At 42.0% G+C, this 17262-nt stretch carries 15 protein-coding genes and 8 tRNA genes; 19 read left to right on the forward strand and 4 right to left on the reverse strand.

Features of this window, described 5'->3' with window-relative positions; translation table 11 throughout:
- The first annotated feature begins 56 nt into the window (after positions 1-56).
- From lolB to HUS61_RS03905, 14 genes are all read left to right on the forward strand, one after another.
- Positions 57-644 carry a lipoprotein insertase outer membrane protein LolB gene (lolB, locus tag HUS61_RS03840; RefSeq protein WP_175082130.1) on the forward strand — a complete coding sequence of 196 codons (588 nt, stop codon included), beginning with the start codon at positions 57-59 and terminating at the stop codon, positions 642-644.
- A gap of 2 nt (positions 645-646) precedes the next feature.
- Positions 647-1513 carry a 4-(cytidine 5'-diphospho)-2-C-methyl-D-erythritol kinase gene (gene ispE, locus HUS61_RS03845; protein ID WP_175082129.1) on the forward strand — a complete coding sequence of 289 codons (867 nt, stop codon included), beginning with the start codon at positions 647-649 and terminating at the stop codon, positions 1511-1513.
- Between the two features lie 79 nt (positions 1514-1592).
- Positions 1593-2540 carry a ribose-phosphate pyrophosphokinase gene (locus HUS61_RS03850; RefSeq protein ID WP_054551652.1) on the forward strand — a complete coding sequence of 316 codons (948 nt, stop codon included), beginning with the start codon at positions 1593-1595 and terminating at the stop codon, positions 2538-2540.
- 152 nt (positions 2541-2692) lie between these two features.
- Entirely contained in the window at positions 2693-3304 is a 612-nt protein-coding gene (locus HUS61_RS03855) for a 50S ribosomal protein L25/general stress protein Ctc (protein WP_130167046.1), read from the forward strand.
- A gap of 19 nt (positions 3305-3323) precedes the next feature.
- Positions 3324-3908: an aminoacyl-tRNA hydrolase gene (gene pth / locus HUS61_RS03860; RefSeq protein WP_082389177.1), complete on the forward strand. Its 585-nt coding sequence runs from the start codon at positions 3324-3326 to the stop codon at positions 3906-3908.
- Between the two features lie 34 nt (positions 3909-3942).
- A complete protein-coding gene (ychF, locus tag HUS61_RS03865; RefSeq protein WP_055022130.1) occupies positions 3943-5034 on the forward strand; it encodes a redox-regulated ATPase YchF in 1092 nt (363 codons plus the stop codon).
- 637 nt (positions 5035-5671) lie between these two features.
- Positions 5672-5748 (forward strand) — tRNA-Met (locus tag HUS61_RS03870).
- A gap of 60 nt (positions 5749-5808) precedes the next feature.
- Positions 5809-5893 (forward strand) — tRNA-Leu (locus HUS61_RS03875).
- Positions 5894-5929: 36 nt separating this feature from the next.
- Positions 5930-6004: transfer RNA gene (locus HUS61_RS03880), tRNA-Gln, on the forward strand.
- 4 nt (positions 6005-6008) lie between these two features.
- A tRNA-Met gene (locus tag HUS61_RS03885) sits at positions 6009-6085 on the forward strand.
- Positions 6086-6171: 86 nt separating this feature from the next.
- A tRNA-Leu gene (locus HUS61_RS03890) sits at positions 6172-6256 on the forward strand.
- 40 nt (positions 6257-6296) lie between these two features.
- Positions 6297-6371: transfer RNA gene (locus tag HUS61_RS03895), tRNA-Gln, on the forward strand.
- A gap of 71 nt (positions 6372-6442) precedes the next feature.
- Positions 6443-6527, forward strand: a tRNA-Leu gene (locus tag HUS61_RS03900).
- Between the two features lie 38 nt (positions 6528-6565).
- Positions 6566-6640 (forward strand) — tRNA-Gln (locus HUS61_RS03905).
- 133 nt (positions 6641-6773) lie between these two features.
- Here the strand turns inward: HUS61_RS03905 and HUS61_RS03910 are convergent.
- Positions 6774-7943, reverse strand: a complete 1170-nt coding sequence (locus tag HUS61_RS03910; protein ID WP_175082128.1) for an FAD-dependent oxidoreductase — start codon at positions 7941-7943, stop codon at positions 6774-6776.
- A 258-nt stretch (positions 7944-8201) separates the two neighbouring features.
- Here HUS61_RS03910 and miaB point away from each other — a divergent pair, with 258 nt between their 5' ends.
- The 5 genes from miaB to lnt are packed head-to-tail and all read left to right on the forward strand — an operon-like array spanning position 8202 to position 13636.
- Positions 8202-9647 (forward strand): tRNA (N6-isopentenyl adenosine(37)-C2)-methylthiotransferase MiaB, encoded by a 1446-nt coding sequence (miaB, locus tag HUS61_RS03915; protein WP_175082127.1) that lies wholly within the window; start codon positions 8202-8204, stop codon positions 9645-9647.
- A gap of 49 nt (positions 9648-9696) precedes the next feature.
- Complete coding sequence (locus HUS61_RS03920) at positions 9697-10749, forward strand: PhoH family protein (protein ID WP_054551658.1); 1053 nt, start codon at positions 9697-9699, stop codon at positions 10747-10749.
- Entirely contained in the window at positions 10746-11201 is a 456-nt protein-coding gene (gene ybeY / locus HUS61_RS03925; protein ID WP_175082126.1) for an rRNA maturation RNase YbeY, read from the forward strand. The genes HUS61_RS03920 and ybeY overlap by 4 nt, the downstream gene beginning before the upstream one ends.
- 22 nt (positions 11202-11223) lie before the next feature.
- A complete protein-coding gene (corC, locus tag HUS61_RS03930; protein WP_054551660.1) occupies positions 11224-12108 on the forward strand; it encodes a CNNM family magnesium/cobalt transport protein CorC in 885 nt (294 codons plus the stop codon).
- Positions 12089-13636: an apolipoprotein N-acyltransferase gene (gene lnt / locus HUS61_RS03935; RefSeq protein WP_175082125.1), complete on the forward strand. Its 1548-nt coding sequence runs from the start codon at positions 12089-12091 to the stop codon at positions 13634-13636. Before corC ends, lnt begins: the two co-directional genes overlap by 20 nt.
- A 39-nt stretch (positions 13637-13675) precedes the next feature.
- On the opposite strand, the gene HUS61_RS03940 is transcribed toward lnt, so the two are convergent.
- From HUS61_RS03940 to HUS61_RS03950, 3 genes are all read right to left on the reverse strand, one after another.
- The gene (locus HUS61_RS03940; protein WP_175079007.1) at positions 13676-14152 is read right to left on the reverse strand and encodes an FKBP-type peptidyl-prolyl cis-trans isomerase; all 477 of its coding nucleotides are present in this window, start codon (positions 14150-14152) and stop codon (positions 13676-13678) included.
- A complete protein-coding gene (locus HUS61_RS03945; protein ID WP_062564353.1) occupies positions 14149-16551 on the reverse strand; it encodes a Lon protease family protein in 2403 nt (800 codons plus the stop codon). The genes HUS61_RS03940 and HUS61_RS03945 overlap by 4 nt, the downstream gene beginning before the upstream one ends.
- A 69-nt stretch (positions 16552-16620) precedes the next feature.
- Positions 16621-17079 carry a zinc ribbon-containing protein gene (locus tag HUS61_RS03950; RefSeq protein ID WP_054551664.1) on the reverse strand — a complete coding sequence of 153 codons (459 nt, stop codon included), beginning with the start codon at positions 17077-17079 and terminating at the stop codon, positions 16621-16623.
- Positions 17080-17262 lie beyond the last annotated feature (183 nt).

Below are 17262 nucleotides of genomic sequence, written 5' to 3' on the forward strand. Positions count from 1 at the left end.
GTAAAGGCATTAATTTTACCAAAAATCAGCGGAATATGGAAAGTAAGGAACGACATTTGATTAAACAATATTTGATTTTATTCATGTTTTTTTTATTTATCGGCGGTTGCGCGCAAAAAATTTCAACAGTTGATTACATTTATCCTGACTGGAAAAGCCGATTAGAACAACAAGCTCAATGGCAAGTGCAAGGCAAAATGGCATTTATTAGTACAGAGCAGCGCCAGTCAGCCAATTTAAATTGGCAACATGATGAGCAATACAGTGACATGGTACTTACCAGTTTTATTGGTACCCGCATTTTGTCTTTAAAACAAAATGCACAAGGTGCTGAACTTGAGTATGACGACAATGTTTATACCGACCGTGATGCATCAATGTTGTTATATCGTTTAACCGGTTTTTCAATCCCATTGGATAATGCCGCAAAATGGCTAAAAGGCACTGTCGAGAGCGATCAAGCCAGCTATGATGAGCAAGGCCGTTTAAAAAGTCTTGTTTGGCAAGCTCACAATGGTCAACAGTGGCAGATTACCTATTCAGATTACATCAAACAAGATGGTTATTGGCTTCCTGTTAAGCTAAGCCTTAAAAACAATAAAATTCGTATTAAAATTCAACTTAATGATTGGCAGTTAAATTAATCATGGCACACACTTCAACCGCCCCGCTAACTATTATAGCACCTGCAAAACTTAATTTATTCCTTCATATAAATGGTCGCCGTGAAGATGGCTACCATGAACTCGAAACCTTATTTACCTTTTTAGAGTTTGGTGATGACTTAACATTTACGGTTAGTAACGAGCCAGATATTTCTGTAACTGGTGATACAAACGGTATTGAGCTTGCAGATAACCTTATATATAAAGCAGCCCGTTTATTACAACAACACTGTAATTGCCAACAAGGCGCTTCAATAAAGCTATTAAAACGTTTACCTATGGGCGGTGGTGTTGGCGGTGGCTCATCTGATGCCGCCACTACCCTACTTGCTCTTAATAAACTATGGGGCTGTGATTTATCACTTACAGAATTAGCAGAGCTTGGGGTGAAATTAGGCGCTGATGTACCAGTATTTATAAATGGTCACACTGCCATTGCGCATGGGATTGGCGAGCAACTAGAAAATGTTGAATTACCGCAAAGTTGGTTCTGTGTGGTGCATCCAGGGCAGCATGTGAGCACCGCGAAAATTTTTACTCACCCAGATTTAAAGCGCGACACACCTAAGCTAAAAGCAGACTGGCAAACAGAAAATTTAGGCAATGATTGTGAGGCTTTAGTTAAAAAGCTCTGCCCCGAGGTTGAAAAAGCCCTGCAGTGGTTGCTAAAATACGCCCCGTCAAAGATGACTGGTACAGGCGCTTGCTGCTTTGCTGAGTTTTCAACCGAGGCACAAGCACAACAAGTTTTAGCTCAATTACCAGAAAAATGGACAGGTTTTGTTGCAAGTAGTGCTACACTTTCTCCTGCTCATACAGCATTAAATGCTCACTTTGAAATGAAGTAACGTACAAGTAAATGTTAACCTGCTTTGGTGCCTACCATAGCCTGTTAGTCCCAAAATTCAGTGCCTGAGGAACCCTACCGTGCCTGACATGAAGCTCTTCGCTGGTAACGCAACACCTGAGCTAGCTCAAAAAGTTGCAAAACGTTTGTATATTGAATTAGGCGATGCTGTTGTTGGCCGTTTTAGTGACGGTGAGATCAGTGTTCAAATTAATGAAAATGTTCGTGGCTCTGACGTTTTCATTGTCCAATCAACCTGTAACCCTACTAACGATAACTTAATGGAGCTTATCGTTATGGTTGATGCCCTACGTCGTGCGTCTGCTGGACGTATTACTGCCGTTATCCCTTACTTTGGTTATTCACGTCAAGACCGCCGCGTGCGCTCTGCTCGTGTACCAATTACAGCTAAAGTAGTTGCAGATTTCCTTTCAAGTGTTGGTGTTGACCGCGTTCTAACGGTTGATTTACACGCTGAACAAATCCAAGGTTTCTTCGACGTACCAGTTGATAACGTATTTGGTAGCCCAGTTCTACTTGAAGATATGAAAGAACGCGACTTCGATGACGTTGTTGTTGTTTCTCCTGATATCGGTGGTGTTGTTCGAGCTCGTGCAATCGCTAAGCTATTAAACGACACAGACCTTGCTATTATTGACAAGCGTCGTCCACAAGCAAACGTTTCACAAGTAATGCACATTATTGGTGACGTTGAAGGTCGTGACTGTATCATCGTTGATGACATGATCGATACCGGTGGCACTTTATGTAAAGCAGCAGCAGCGCTTAAAGAACACGGTGCAAAACGCGTATTTGCTTACGCTACTCACCCAGTACTTTCAGGTAATGCAGCTGAGAACATTCGTAACTCAGTCATTGACGAAGTTATCGTAACTGACTCAATCACACTATCTGATGAGCTTAAAGCAATTGATAAAATCAAAGTGCTTACACTTGCAGATATGCTTGCTGAAACAATCCGTCGTATCAGCAACGAAGAATCTATTTCAGCGATGTTTGAACACTAATCAACATTACTGCAATACTAAAAAAAGCACCGCTTAGGTGCTTTTTTTGTAGTCGTTATTTATTTTCCCCGAAAGGGGTGGTATGATAGCGCGCCTTTTGGCTGGGGACCTTGGTCGCAAAGGCCCTAAGACTATTAATTATTGGAGACATTATGTCAACTTACACTTACAATGCAGAATTACGTACAGAAACAGGTACTGGTGCGAGCCGCCGCCTACGCCGTGAAGATAAAGTTCCTGCAATCCTTTACGGTGCTGACAAAGAAGCTGCATCAATCGTTCTTGCACACAAAGATATGATCAAAGCGCAAGAAGACGAAGGTTTCTACACGCACATCCTTACTTTAAACATCGGTGGCGAGTCAGTTGAAGCTATCCTTAAAGATATTCAACGTCACCCGTACAAGCCTAAGATCACTCACTTAGACTTCCAACGTGTAGATGCTACTCACAAACTTCACACTAAAGTGCCTGTACACTTCATCGGTGAAGAGAAAGTAACTAAAGCTGGTAACACTGTTGTTCACCAATTAACTGAAATCGAAATCACGTGTCTTCCTAAAGCACTTCCTGAGTTCGTTGAAGTTAACGTTTCAGATTTAGTAGCTGGTGATTCAATCCACCTTTCTGACCTTAAACTTCCTTCAGGTGTTGCATCTGTTGAGCTAACTAAAGGCGCTGATCACGATCAGTCAGTTGTTACTGTTAAAGCTAACAAAGCAGCTCCAGCTGAAGAAGAAGCTTCAGAAGACGCTGCAGAATAATTTTTAAGGTGTAAACACCTTGAATTCTATTCAAATGCTTGTGGGCCTGGCTAATCCAGGCCCCGAATACGCAAACACACGCCATAATGCAGGTGCTTGGTTCATCGAAGAACTGGCTGCACGTTATAACTGCACACTCAAACATGATCCTAAATATCACGGCCTCACCGGCAAAGTGATTATTCAAGGCCAAGAATTTAAATTACTGATCCCTACAACTTATATGAATTTAAGTGGTAAGGCGGTGAGTAGTCTCGCTAATTTCTTTAAAATCCCTGTTGAGAACATTCTCGTTGCTCATGACGAAATGGACTTAGATCCTGGGATTGCAAAACTTAAAAAAGGTGGCGGCCACGGCGGTCACAATGGTTTAAAAGATATTATTGCGAAAATGGCAAACCAAAAAGATTTCATGCGCCTTCGCATTGGCATTGGTCATCCAGGTCACCGAGAAATGGTAACAGGCTGGGTGCTAGGTAAAGCCGCGAAAGACGATCAAGAAAAAATGGACGCCGCCGTTGACGAAGCAGTTCGTTGTATGGAAATACTTGCAAAAGATGGTGTGTTAAAAGCACAAAACAGACTACATTCATTTAAACCTTAATCCGTTTTAATGAAATTACACAAGGTATCTTACTATGGGTTTTAAATGTGGCATCGTTGGTTTGCCAAACGTTGGTAAATCAACTCTATTTAATGCACTAACTAAAGCGGGTATTGAAGCCGCTAACTTCCCTTTCTGTACCATTGAGCCTAACACGGGTGTGGTACCGGTTCCTGATGCGCGCTTGAATGATTTAGCCGCTATCGTAAATCCTCAGCGTATTTTACCAACGACGATGGAATTCGTTGACATTGCCGGTCTAGTAAAAGGCGCATCGAAAGGTGAAGGTTTAGGTAACCAATTCCTAGCAAACATTCGTGAAACAGATGCGATTGGTCACGTTGTTCGTTGTTTTGAAGACGAAAACATTGTTCACGTTGCTGGCACAATTGACCCTGCTGATGATATCGATGTAATTAACACTGAATTAGTACTTGCTGATATGGACAGTGCTGATAAAGCGATTGTTCGTAATGCTAAAAAAGCAAAAGGCGGCGACAAAGACGCTAAAGAGCAAAATGCTGTTTTAGAAAAAGTAAAAGTACACTTAGATGAAGGTTTAACGTTACGTTCTTTAGAACTAACAAAAGAAGAAAAAGCAGCGATTAAGCCGCTTAACTTCTTAACAATCAAACCTACCATGTATATTGCTAACGTGGCAGAAGATGGTTTTGAAAATAACCCTTACCTAGACAAAGTACGTGAAATTGCTGCTGCAGAAGATGCGGTTGTTATTCCAGTATGTGCAGCGATTGAATCTGAGTTATCTGAACTTGAAGAAGAAGATAAACTAGAATTTATGGCTGACCTAGGTTTAGAAGAGCCAGGTCTTAACTTAGTGATCCGTGGTGGTTACGAGTTACTTAAATTACAAACCTACTTCACTGCTGGCGTTAAAGAAGTACGTGCATGGACAATCCCAGTAGGTGCGACTGCACCACAAGCTGCGGGTAAAATCCACACTGACTTTGAGCGTGGCTTTATTCGTGCACAAACTATCGCATTTGACGACTACATTGAGTTTAAAGGCGAAAGCGGTGCTAAAGAAGCTGGTAAGATGCGTCAAGAAGGTAAAGAATACATCGTTAAAGACGGCGATGTGATGAACTTCTTATTTAACGTATAAGCATATTTGCTCATTCGATTATTAAAGGCTCGTTATTACGAGCCTTTTTTATTGCCTAAATATTACTAACCCTTCCCTAAATCATCAAAGCATGGTGGTTAATACTTCTGCAGCCTTACCTCTGCTTGTTCTTTTTAGTTATGTACGGTGTTATTTATGCTTAACAGTGAATCGTCGTCGAAAGCAAATGAGTGATAACAACAGTTAATTAGAGGGGATTTCAAAGCTCGCTAGCAATTTTGTGACCTATTGACTGCTCGATTAGCAAATTGTGGGGATTTTAAAAGTAAAAATAAGCCCCCTTAGTGACAAAATAGCCTATATAAATTCATTCGCTTTCACTTTTTTATGTTTAAATCACCTAAAAGATCACGCTAACTAATTTTGAAACTTGATTTTTGTATGAAAATCAAGCAACTTTAAATGTACGTTTTAAAACTCTTACTATGCGTTTGGGAATTAAACCCATAAATTGCAGTCAAAAAAACAGCAATTTAAATGAAATTTCGCCACTTAGCTTAATTTTAATGCAAACAAACACTGATAAGCATTTTTTTGCAAAAAAGGTGTTGACGGATTTAGGTCATATCAGCATAATACGCCCCGCACTCAGCGATGAAGTGCTAACAAAAAAGATGGCTAAGTAGCTCAGTTGGTTAGAGCACATCACTCATAATGATGGGGTCACAGGTTCAAATCCCGTCTTAGCCACCATTCTTTTTGTTGCTCAATGAAGAGTTTAAAATAACTACCAGTACTTTAAGTACGAATGATGCGGGAGTGGCGGAATTGGTAGACGCGCTGGATTTAGGTTCCAGTAACTTCGGTTGTGAGAGTTCAAGTCTCTCCTTCCGCACCATGTTCTTGATAAGAACTCAAACTATCAAGCTTTTGTTGGGATATCGCCAAGCGGTAAGGCAGCAGGTTTTGATCCTGCCATTCCCAGGTTCAAATCCTGGTATCCCAGCCACGATGGCTAAGTAGCTCAGTTGGTTAGAGCACATCACTCATAATGATGGGGTCACAGGTTCAAATCCCGTCTTAGCCACCATTCTTTCTTCAGAATGGCTCTGCAGGAGTTAAAGCTGCACTCAATGAAGAGTTTAAATAACTACCAGTACTTTTAGTACGAATGATGCGGGAGTGGCGGAATTGGTAGACGCGCTGGATTTAGGTTCCAGTAACTTCGGTTGTGAGAGTTCAAGTCTCTCCTTCCGCACCATGTTCTTGATAAGAACCAAAACTATCAAATTATTCTTTGTTGGGATATCGCCAAGCGGTAAGGCAGCAGGTTTTGATCCTGCCATTCCCAGGTTCAAATCCTGGTATCCCAGCCACTTTCTTAAAGTGATAAAGAATACTCAATGAAGAGTCTAAAATAAATACCAGTACTTTTAGTACAAATGATGCGGGAGTGGCGGAATTGGTAGACGCGCTGGATTTAGGTTCCAGTAACTTCGGTTGTGAGAGTTCAAGTCTCTCCTTCCGCACCATGTTCTTAAGTAGAACTAAAACTCTTCAAGTTTAGCGTTGGGATATCGCCAAGCGGTAAGGCAGCAGGTTTTGATCCTGCCATTCCCAGGTTCAAATCCTGGTATCCCAGCCAACTACTTACTTCCCTTTCAAGTTTCAAGTTTCAAGTTTCAAGTTTCTCCAAAGTATATTCAGTATTAGCACAAAAAAACGGGCTAATTTTCATTACCCCGCTTCTTTGTCTTTTGAAGATTAATTTTTTACGATTAACTTAATGTCCCGCTGATCGCGTACTTTAAAACCCAGTTCTTTGCAGGGCCTGTGTTATTAGCAAGCTTTAAAAACTTACTGCGCACCCAGCTCAATGGTTTAATCTCGTTTGAAAAACCAAAGTAACATGCATCCATCATGCTCATCATCAGTAAATTAGCGTGGCGGCGTTTTTTCTCGTAGCGTTTTAATAACGCTTGCTGACCAACATCAGGTTGATCTGCCAAAATATCTGCCAGTGCTACAACATCTTGAAACCCTAGGTTCACACCTTGCCCAGCAAGCGGGTTAATTGTGTGCGCCGAATCACCCACTAAAACTAAACGTCTATGCGAGTAATCATTGGCATGTTGGCGTGCAAGTGGAAAAACAGCATGCTCAAGTAATTCAAAGTCGCCCGGTAGTTCAGGAAAATGGTCAATGAGTTTTGCTTTAAGTTGCTCATTCGACAATTTTTGCCACTGCTTTAAAACCCCTGCATCGTGATAACAAATTAAATTAGCATAAGGCGCCTGCATCGGTAGAAACGCCACAGGCCCGGTTGGCGTAAATTGTTGCCACGTTTTTACCTGCTGTGAGGCATCTAATTTGATTAACACGCCCATGCAATGCTGGCCATATTGCCAACCCGTTACACCTAAACCAGCTTTAGTTCGCAATTGTGACTGTCCACCATCTGCAGCAACAACTAAATCTGCGGTATATTGAGTATCGCCATAATGTAAGGTGATTGAATCAACCGTTTGAGTGATATCCGTGATGGCAGATAACTGCTCTATCACTTCGATGTCATACTTGGCGAATTGCCGCCAAAGACTTGCTTGAATTAAATTATTTTCGATTAAATGACCTAAATGCGTTTCGCCAATTTCATGGCAATCAAACAATAAATTCTCGCCTTGTTGCTGGTAGGCCTCTAGTTGTTGATAAGGTGCGATACGATTTTGTCTTAGTAGCGGCATTGCACCAAGCTCATCAAGTAAATTCTCTGAAAAACGATTAATAGCCGAAATGCGAATATCTACCTTATCTGAGCTTAAAATGTGATCAGCATCGATAAGGTGCTTTTCGATAACGGTGACATCCCTACCCTGCTTGGCCAGTTTTACAGCAGTAGCAGCACCTACCATGCCGCCACCGACAACAATTACCTTATTTTTATTCATTTAATATTCGCTCATTTGGCTATTTAAATACGGGATAAATTGTAACGTAATTCAATATTGCGTGTCAGTGCATTTACCGCTTATGAATTTCAAAACAGTGACTTGTTTGATTTCACACCACAAAGATAAAAACTATACTTGGATCTGTGCGGGTATCCAGCTAAAATACGCGTCCTTTAAGTCGGCATACTTGCCACTTAATCCTGTTTCTAACACATTTTTGTGTCACTACCGAATTGAAAACGAGGCTATATTTCAATGAGTAAAAAGCTGCATATTAAAACCTGGGGTTGTCAGATGAACGAGTACGACTCTCAGAAAATGGCTGATCTACTAGATGCGACTAACGGCTATCAGTTAACTGAAGAAGCTGAAGACGCTGACGTGATCTTACTCAATACCTGTTCAATCCGTGAAAAGGCACAAGAGAAAGTATTCCATCAGCTTGGCCGTTGGAAACTATTAAAAGACGACAAACCAGAGTTAATCATTGGTGTTGGTGGCTGTGTTGCATCGCAAGAAGGTGACTCAATTCGTCAACGTGCGCCGTTTGTTGATGTAATCTTTGGCCCGCAAACATTACACCGCTTACCTGAAATGATTAAGCAAGTGCAAAGTGGCGACAGCAGCTCGGTAGTTGACGTTTCATTCCCTGAGATTGAAAAGTTCGACCGTTTACCAGAGCCAAAAGCGGAAGGCCCTACTGCGTTTGTATCAATTATGGAAGGTTGTTCTAAATACTGTACATTCTGCGTAGTTCCTTATACACGTGGTGAAGAAGTAAGCCGCCCACTTGATGACGTCTTACTTGAAGTTGCCCAACTTGCAGAGCAAGGTGTTCGCGAAGTAAACCTACTTGGTCAAAACGTAAATGCGTATCGTGGTGAAACTCACGACGGTGAAATTTGTTACTTCTCTGATCTATTACGTTATGTCGCTGCGATTGACGGTATTGACCGCATTCGTTATACCACATCGCACCCTGTAGAATTTACGCCAGATATCATTGATGCGTACGCAGACGTACCTGAGCTTGTTGACCACCTACACTTACCAGTGCAAAGTGGTTCAGACCGTGTTCTTAACCTTATGAAACGTGGTCATACTGCACTCGAGTACAAATCTACGATTCGTAAGTTACGTAAAATTCGCCCTAACCTAAGCATGTCTTCAGACTTCATCATTGGTTTCCCTGGCGAAAGTAAAGCGGACTTTGAAGCAACTATGAACCTTATCAATGATATTGGTTTTGATATGAGCTTTAGCTTCATCTACAGTGCGCGCCCTGGTACGCCTGCTGCTGATTTACCAGATGACGTAACAGAGCAAGAGAAAAAAGAACGTTTATACATTCTGCAAAACCGTATCACGCAAATGGCGCAGCAAATCAGCCGCCAAATGTTTGATACCGAACAGCGTATCCTAGTTGAAGGTCCTTCTAAGAAGAACCCAATGGAATTACGTGGCCGTACTGAGAACAACCGAGTGGTTAACTTTGAAGGCCCTCACTCAGTGATCGGTCAATTCGTTGATGTACGTATTACAGAAGCATTGCCAAACTCTTTACGTGGTGAACTAATTCGTACAGAATCAGAAATGAACTTACGCCGTGTTGTGGCACCTTCAGCTATTTTAAGTAAAGCTGCTGAAGCTGAGGCCGCTGCGGCCCCTAACGAAATTGGCGTTGCTACTTTCGTACCTTAGGGTGACACTTGGTGCAGGCACAGCCTGCACCCATCAATAGGAAGCAATTTTGAGTAATCAGTTAAAAACATTAGAGATTTATTTAGAACCCGCCGACAACAAACGCCTTTCATCTTTATGTGGTCCGTTTGACGAAAACATTAAGCAAATTGAACGCCGCCTTGGTGTTGAGATTGCACACCGTGATAATTTCTTCAGAGTAACTGGTAAACTGCACCTTGCAGCAGCGGCTGTTGAGATACTAAAAAACCTCTATATTGAAACTCAACCTATTCGCGGCCTGATTGGCGAGATTGAACCTGAAGCCGTACACTTGGCAATTAGCGAATCAAATGCGCTAGAGCAAGATGAAAACCCAGGTGTATATGGCAAAGACATGGTGATTAAAACTCGCCGTGGCGTTATTAAACCGCGCAATGATAATCAAGGCGTGTATGTTGCAAATATTTTGCACCACGATATTACCTTTGGTATTGGCCCAGCCGGTACAGGTAAAACTTATTTAGCGGTTGCTGCAGCTGTTGATGCCTTAGAGCGTCAAGAAATTCGCCGTATTTTATTAACTCGTCCTGCGGTTGAAGCTGGTGAAAAACTAGGCTTTTTACCAGGTGACTTAAGCCAAAAAATCGACCCGTATTTACGCCCTCTATACGATGCATTATTTGAAATGCTGGGTTTTGAGCGTGTAGAAAAGTTAATAGAGAAAAACGTGATTGAAGTCGCGCCCCTTGCCTACATGCGTGGTCGTACGCTTAATGACGCGTTTATTATTCTCGATGAAAGCCAAAATACCACAGCAGAACAAATGAAAATGTTCTTAACTCGTATTGGTTTTAATTCAAAAGCGGTGATCACGGGTGATATCACACAAGTCGATTTACCGCGTGGTGCCCGCTCAGGCCTACGTCATGCCATCGAAGTATTAAACGGTGTCGATGAAATTAGCTTTAACTTCTTCCAATCACACGATGTGGTTCGCCACCCGGTTGTTGCTCGTATCGTTGAAGCTTATGAGCGTAACGATGAAGCAGAACGTTTAAAACGTGCAGAGAAGCAACGTGCGAAAGAAGCGCAAGCAAACCAACAAGAAGCAAACTCGTGACCGAATTAGATTTACAAATAGCCTGTGAGTTTGACGACTTACCAAGCTTTGAACAATTCCAGCTATGGGCTGACAAAGCCCTTAGCAACTACCGTGAAGATGCAGAGCTGACTATAGTGATCAGTGATGAAGCACAAAGCCAGCAGCTCAACAATGATTACCGCGGCAAAGATAAACCGACTAATGTCTTATCTTTTCCGTTTGAAGCACCACCGGGCATTGAGTTACCTTTAGTAGGTGATTTAATCATTTGTCCGGCTATTGTTTTAGCCGAATCAATTGAGCAAGAAAAAACCTTTCACGACCATTTTGCCCATATGGTTATCCATGGATGCTTGCATTTACTTGGATTTGACCATATAAAGGACGAAGATGCACTTGAAATGGAAAGCATAGAAAAGCAATTACTTGCCGATCTGGACATCGCTGACCCATATCGAGACGATATTTAAATTAACGGAGCAATTAGACGCAATGAGCGACGACAACTCGCAAACTAGCCAGGGTTCTTCTGGCAAAACGTGGCTGGGCCGCATAGCCCAAATGTTGCAAGGGGAACCCCAGAATAGAGAAGAGCTGGTAGAAGTAATTGCCGATGCGCAAGAACGCGACCTTATCGACCCTGAAACCAAGGATATGATTGAAGGTGTGCTAGGTGTATCAGAGCTGAAAGTGCGGGACATCATGATCCCACGCTCGCAAATGGTAACCTTAGAGGTTGATACACCATTAGAAGAGCTATTACCTATGATGGTCGATTCAACACATTCACGTTTTCCTGTGGTATGTGAAGACAAAGACCATGTTGAGGGTATTTTATTAGCAAAAGATTTATTACCACTGATCATCAATAAAGATGAGCAACTGCCTTCTTTACGTGAATATTTGCGTCCTGCAGTTGTAGTGCCTGAAAGTAAACGTGTAGACACGCTGCTTAATGAGTTCCGTCAACAACGTTACCACATGGCGATTGTTATTGATGAGTATGGTGGTGTGTCTGGTCTTGTCACTATCGAAGATATCCTTGAAATCATCGTTGGTGAAATCGAAGATGAGCACGATGAAAGTGAAGACCTACAAGATATTCGCCAAGTTGCAAAACACGTTTACGCTGTGCAAGCGCTGACTGAAGTTGATGACTTTAATGAGTATTTTAAAACTGGTTACAGCACCTCAGATGCTGACACCATAGGTGGTATTGTTTTACATGCATTTGGCCATATGCCAAGCCGTGGTGAAACAATCGAGGTAGAAGGCTTACAATTTAAAGTCACTAACGCAGATAACCGCCGTATCTTACAATTGCAAGTCACCATTCCAAAGGCTGATGATAACGACAGTGAAGAAACTGCTAACTAACCTAAGTCACCTTGCAAAAGATAAAAAAGCCTGGCTCGCACTTATTGCGGGCCTCTTTTTAACCTTAAGTTACGCACCCTATAACCTATGGTTTATAACTTTTCTTTCCCTTGGTGCTCTACTCTACTGCATTAACCCTCTCGCAAACGGTAAATTAGCCGCTAAACAAAGTGCTAAATATGGCTTTATATTTGGTTTAGGTTGGTTTGGTGCAGGTATAAGCTGGGTGCATGTATCAATAGCGACCTTTGGTGGCATGCCATTAATCGCATCACTTTCGTTAATGGTGTTGCTTTGTGCTTATTTAGCCCTTTATCCTGCATTAGCTACTTGGCTGGCAACACGCCTTGCTACAGGCCCATATAGCTTTATATGTTGGTTACTCGCCGCTATCGCAACCACAGAATACTTACGTGGCACATTGTTAACAGGCTTTCCGTGGCTGAGTTTTGGTTACACGCAAACAGACAGCCCACTTAATTTTTTAGCCCCAGTGATTGGTGAGTTTGGGATTACGCTTGTATGTATGTTAATTGCGTTTGCTTTATATCGCCTAGCTAGCAAAGATGGCAAACCTCTTATCGCCTCTGTAGCCCTATTAGCTGGCTTATATACGATTGCAAGCAGCAGCCAGCTACACTACCAAGACAAAACCATTAAGACTGTACTAGTGCAGGGTAATATTAAACAGCATCTTCGCTTTGAACCGTCTGAGTTTTGGACGACTATGAGCAAATACCAGGATATGACTCGCCTGCATTGGAATGCTGATTTGATTGTCTGGCCAGAAGCTGCGGTGCCGGAGCTTGAAGCTTTATCAACCGAGTATTTAACAGGCCTTGATAGTGCAGCAACGTTTAATGACACCGCACTTATTACCGGTATCGTTGATTACCAATACGACACGCGTAACATTTTTAATACCTTAATAGTGCTTGGTAAAAAAGAAGATGATGACAGTGAAGGCCACTATCAATATTTAGGTAAAAACCGCTATCAAAAGCATCAGTTATTACCTATTGGTGAGTTTGTGCCGTTTCAGGACTTCTTACGTCCAATTGCGCCACTGTTTGATTTACCTATGTCATCTTTCACTCGTGGCGATGAAGTGCAAAACAATTTACGCGCAAATGGCTTAAATATTTTACCGGCTATTTGCTATGAAATTGCTTTTTCTGAGTTGGTTCGTGGTAATTATCGCAGTGACTCCGACATTTTATTCACGGTGAGTAACGATGCGTGGTTCGGTGACTCACATGGCCCGCATCAGCACATGCAAATAGCGCGTATGCGCGCCCTAGAGTTACAGCGCCCGCTAATTCGCGTGACGAATAATGGTATTAGCGCCGTTTACGACCCTATCGCTCAATCACAATTAGCTATGCCACAATTTAAAGCTGATGTACTTGAGGCCAATATCACTTTGATTAAAGGCGATAGTATTTATAGCCAATACGGCAATTGGCCAGTGTGGGCAGTAGTGATATTACTGAGTGCCGTGGGTGTATTTGTAAGGGTTAAGAAATAACTATTAAAAAAGGCTTCATGATGAAGCCTTTTTAACATTTTAAGATTCTATCTTAATCAACTCTACATCAAATATAAGTAGCGAACCTGCTGGAATGCTGCCGACGCGTTTACGGCCGTAAGCAAGCTGAGGCGGGATATAAAAGGTAAACTTATCCCCTTCGTTCATTAGCTGTAAGCCTTCGGTCCAACCTGCAATGACTTGATTTAAACCAAAGCTAATTGGCGAATTTCTTACCACTGAACTGTCAAAAACACTGCCATCCATAAGCGTGCCATGATAGTGAACCTTTACTTTACTGGTTGCACTTGGCTTTGTATCATTACCTGAACTTTGCTCAATTTTGTATTGCAGCCCAGATGTGGTTTCATGAACATCGTCGGCTTTACTGTTATTCGCTAAAAAGTCCGCGGCGAGTTTTTCATTTTCAAGGGCTTGTAGCTTCGCCTTTTTACTATTTTTAAAAATTAAAAAACAAAAAATACCAATGATCAGTAAAAGTATTAAATTAATCATTCTGCGTCCTTCTCATCATCATTGTCGCCATTTACGATATCTGCAATATTGGCAAGCCTTGCTAAGGCTAGCGCGTTTATAGAGCCTTCAGGGTAACCTTCTGCGGTCATTTCACCTGCGTCTTTATCCATTAATAAGCTCAGTGCTTGATCAACGGTTTCAACGGCATAAATATTAAAGCGCCCTTTTTCAACGGCATCGAGTACTTCGTCATCAAGCACTAAATTAACTTGGTTTGATTTAGGAATAATCACCCCTTGCTCGCCGGTTAAGCCACGCATTTTACAAAGCTTGAAGAAGCCTTCTATTTTCTCGTTTACGCCACCAATTGATTGCACATCACCATGCTGGTTAATTGAACCTGTCAGTGCAATAGATTGGCTAATAGGTAAGTTTGTAATGGCTGATATAAGCGCGCACAGCTCTGCTAATGAGGCGCTATCACCGTCGATGTAGCCATAGCTTTGCTCTATTGCGATATTGGCACTGAGCGTTAGGCTAAATTGCTGAGCATACTTATTACCTAAGTAACCAGTTAATAGCATCACCCCTTTTGAGTGAATGGCTTTACCCAGCTCGGCTTCACGTTCAACGTCAATTACGCCATCAGCACCTGCGTATACAGTGGCTGTTATGCGTGCAGGTGTACCAAATGAGGTATCGCCAATATGTAGCACAGTTAAGCCATTTACTTTGCCCACTGCGTGACCTTCGGTTGCAATTAAAATTTGCCCCTCTTTGATATCACTCAGCATGGTTTCAGAAATTTGCCCTGTGCGGTATTGCTTACCAACAATGGCTTCATCTATGTGATGAGCATCAATCACGGTTTGGCCATCTTGTTTGGCATAAAAACTGGCTTCTGCCACTAACTCTAATACATCTGCAAAGCGAGCTGAGAGCTTGTTATGGTGCTCAGCTTGGCGATAACTAAACTTTAATAATCTTGCCATTGCAGCTTCATTTACCGTGCAGTTGAGTGTTTGCTGACAATACTCAGTCACCTTGGTAATGAACTGATATTGCAGTTTATCGCTACTTGGCAAGTAATAATCAAAGTCAGCAAGTACACGGAATAACTCTGCAAACTCTTCGTCATATTCACCAATGGTGTAATAAAGGTCCCGAGAGCCTAGCAGCACTATTTTTACATCAAGAGGAATAAGCTGCGGACGTAACGTGAAGCTGCTTCCCACAGAGCTGTCTTGATAGGGTAAGTCGTTTTTAATTTGATGCGTTTTTAAAGAAAGCTTAAGGCCATCCCACACTTGTGGGTTCGCCATGACTTTTTCAGCATCCATAATCAAATAGCCACCATTAGCACGATGCAGTGCACCTGGCTGAATTGAGCGGTAACTGGTGATAAGCGAGCCTTGCGAAGTCGCATATTCAATTTTGCCGAAAATATTGCCAAAAGTTGGGTTTGGCTCATACACCACAGGGGCTGCATCGCCCTCTTTGTATTCGACTAGAATATTTGGCGCAAAGAAGTCTGTGAGCATCCCTTTACGGTCAAAGTCTTCTTTGTTTTCGTCGTTTTCATCATCGTCGAGCCATTCAAGTACCGCATCAATGATTTCTTCACGAATGTCTTTTAAATAACGTAATACACCGATGTGTGTCGCGTATTTATGTTCAAGGGCTTTAATTAGTGGCTTAGTGGCAAGCTCAGCAGTTGATTTTTTAAGGTTACGTAGTTTTTCGGATGACTCTCGTTTCCAGCGAGGAAGCTCAATCAGCGCTTCGATTAATGCGTCTTCAAGCTTTTCGATAACCTCATAAAATTCAATACGCAGCGGCTCATCAAGGGCTGAAAATTCACTGTCGCTCAGTTGTTTACCATTCACTAAAGGCGCAAATCCAACAACGCCATTTTCTTCAATCAGTGCCACACTTTGTTCAAGAGCTGCAATTTCAACAGCAGTAATTGCCGCATCGTAAGTATCGGTAAACTCACGGTCGATTGACTTTTTCTTGCGCTGATAACCTGGGTTATCAAAAGCCGCTGGGAATGTATCGAGTACTTCGTCGATAAATGAATCTATATCGTCAGCTAACTGCTTTGATTGACCTGCTTGCATAAATAACGCGATTGGCTCGCGGTGGTCATCATAGTTGTTAACATACAACCACTCATTAGGCGTTGGGCGGTCTTTAGAATGGGCTGTGAGTTTGTCTTTTACTAAGGTGTAACGACCATGAGCCGCTTCACCCATCACATAAACATTGTAACCCGGTAATTCCATTCCGAGTGAAAAATCGAGGGCACTTTGTGCACGTTGTTGACCAATAAATGGCAACGCTTCTGGATATGGGTTTTGCATACAAGTCGCAACATGACTTGCGGCAATCTTAGGCGCTAACGCAGAAATAGGTAGAGGGATTAGTTTTTTTGTCATTCTAACTTCTTATTTCCCAGTCTTGACTGGGCATTATAGGTAACGCCCAGCACAAGCCTGCGTCACTGATTAAGGTTGTAATGCCTTACGGCGAAAATAAATACCGCCACATTCAGTACAAGGAGTAATTTGCGTAGCATGGTAAACATCGTAACTATGCTGACAATTTTTACATACTAATGTGCCCATGGCTATCCATTCTCCCTCTTGATAAACACCATTATGTTGAAAATCTTGGTTTAAGGCTTGCCATTCGAGTTGGGTTTTATCTTCAATGTGCGATAACTCATACCAAAGCGATTCTTTAAGCTCAAGCCATGCGAGTGAATCATAGTGACTGTCGTTTTCTTTAATGTGGTCGATATCGCGTTGTAGATAGTCACGATACTGATTGAGCTTTTCTTGCCCTAAGTCTTTAAGTGCTTGCTCTGACTCAACAAATTTTTCCATTGCATCTTTTAGCTCATGATCTTTTACGTCTTTAAGCCATGCACTTAAATCACTAAGCCAAGATTTATAATCTGCCATCGTTTACTCCTTCAAAAATGATGAAAAATCAACCGTTATTCTAGTTGAGTATAGGTTAACCTGCCCTGAAAATATATTTCCTTGGAAAATTAACAAAAGCGCCTATTTGCCGCTGTGATTAGCATGTATTTTGGGTTATCCTTATCGACAATTTTTTATTAATTTGCAAGAAGTCTGGAATCG

The organism is Pseudoalteromonas sp. 0802, assembly GCF_013350085.1.
In the GTDB taxonomy this organism is placed as follows: domain Bacteria; phylum Pseudomonadota; class Gammaproteobacteria; order Enterobacterales; family Alteromonadaceae; genus Pseudoalteromonas.

Excerpts from the sequence above, each read along its gene's own strand:
- ispE (WP_175082129.1), top strand. The coding sequence starts at position 647 with ATGGCACACACTTCAACCGCCCCGCTAACTATTATAGCACCTGCAAAA.
- HUS61_RS03855 (WP_130167046.1), top strand. The coding sequence starts at position 2,693 with ATGTCAACTTACACTTACAATGCAGAATTACGTACAGAAACAGGTACT.
- ychF (WP_055022130.1), top strand. The coding sequence starts at position 3,943 with ATGGGTTTTAAATGTGGCATCGTTGGTTTGCCAAACGTTGGTAAATCA.
- HUS61_RS03910 (WP_175082128.1), bottom strand. The coding sequence starts at position 7,943 with ATGAATAAAAATAAGGTAATTGTTGTCGGTGGCGGCATGGTAGGTGCT.
- miaB (WP_175082127.1), top strand. The coding sequence starts at position 8,202 with ATGAGTAAAAAGCTGCATATTAAAACCTGGGGTTGTCAGATGAACGAG.
- corC (WP_054551660.1), top strand. The coding sequence starts at position 11,224 with ATGAGCGACGACAACTCGCAAACTAGCCAGGGTTCTTCTGGCAAAACG.
- HUS61_RS03940 (WP_175079007.1), bottom strand. The coding sequence starts at position 14,152 with ATGATTAATTTAATACTTTTACTGATCATTGGTATTTTTTGTTTTTTA.
- HUS61_RS03945 (WP_062564353.1), bottom strand. The coding sequence starts at position 16,551 with ATGACAAAAAAACTAATCCCTCTACCTATTTCTGCGTTAGCGCCTAAG.
- HUS61_RS03950 (WP_054551664.1), bottom strand. The coding sequence starts at position 17,079 with ATGGCAGATTATAAATCTTGGCTTAGTGATTTAAGTGCATGGCTTAAA.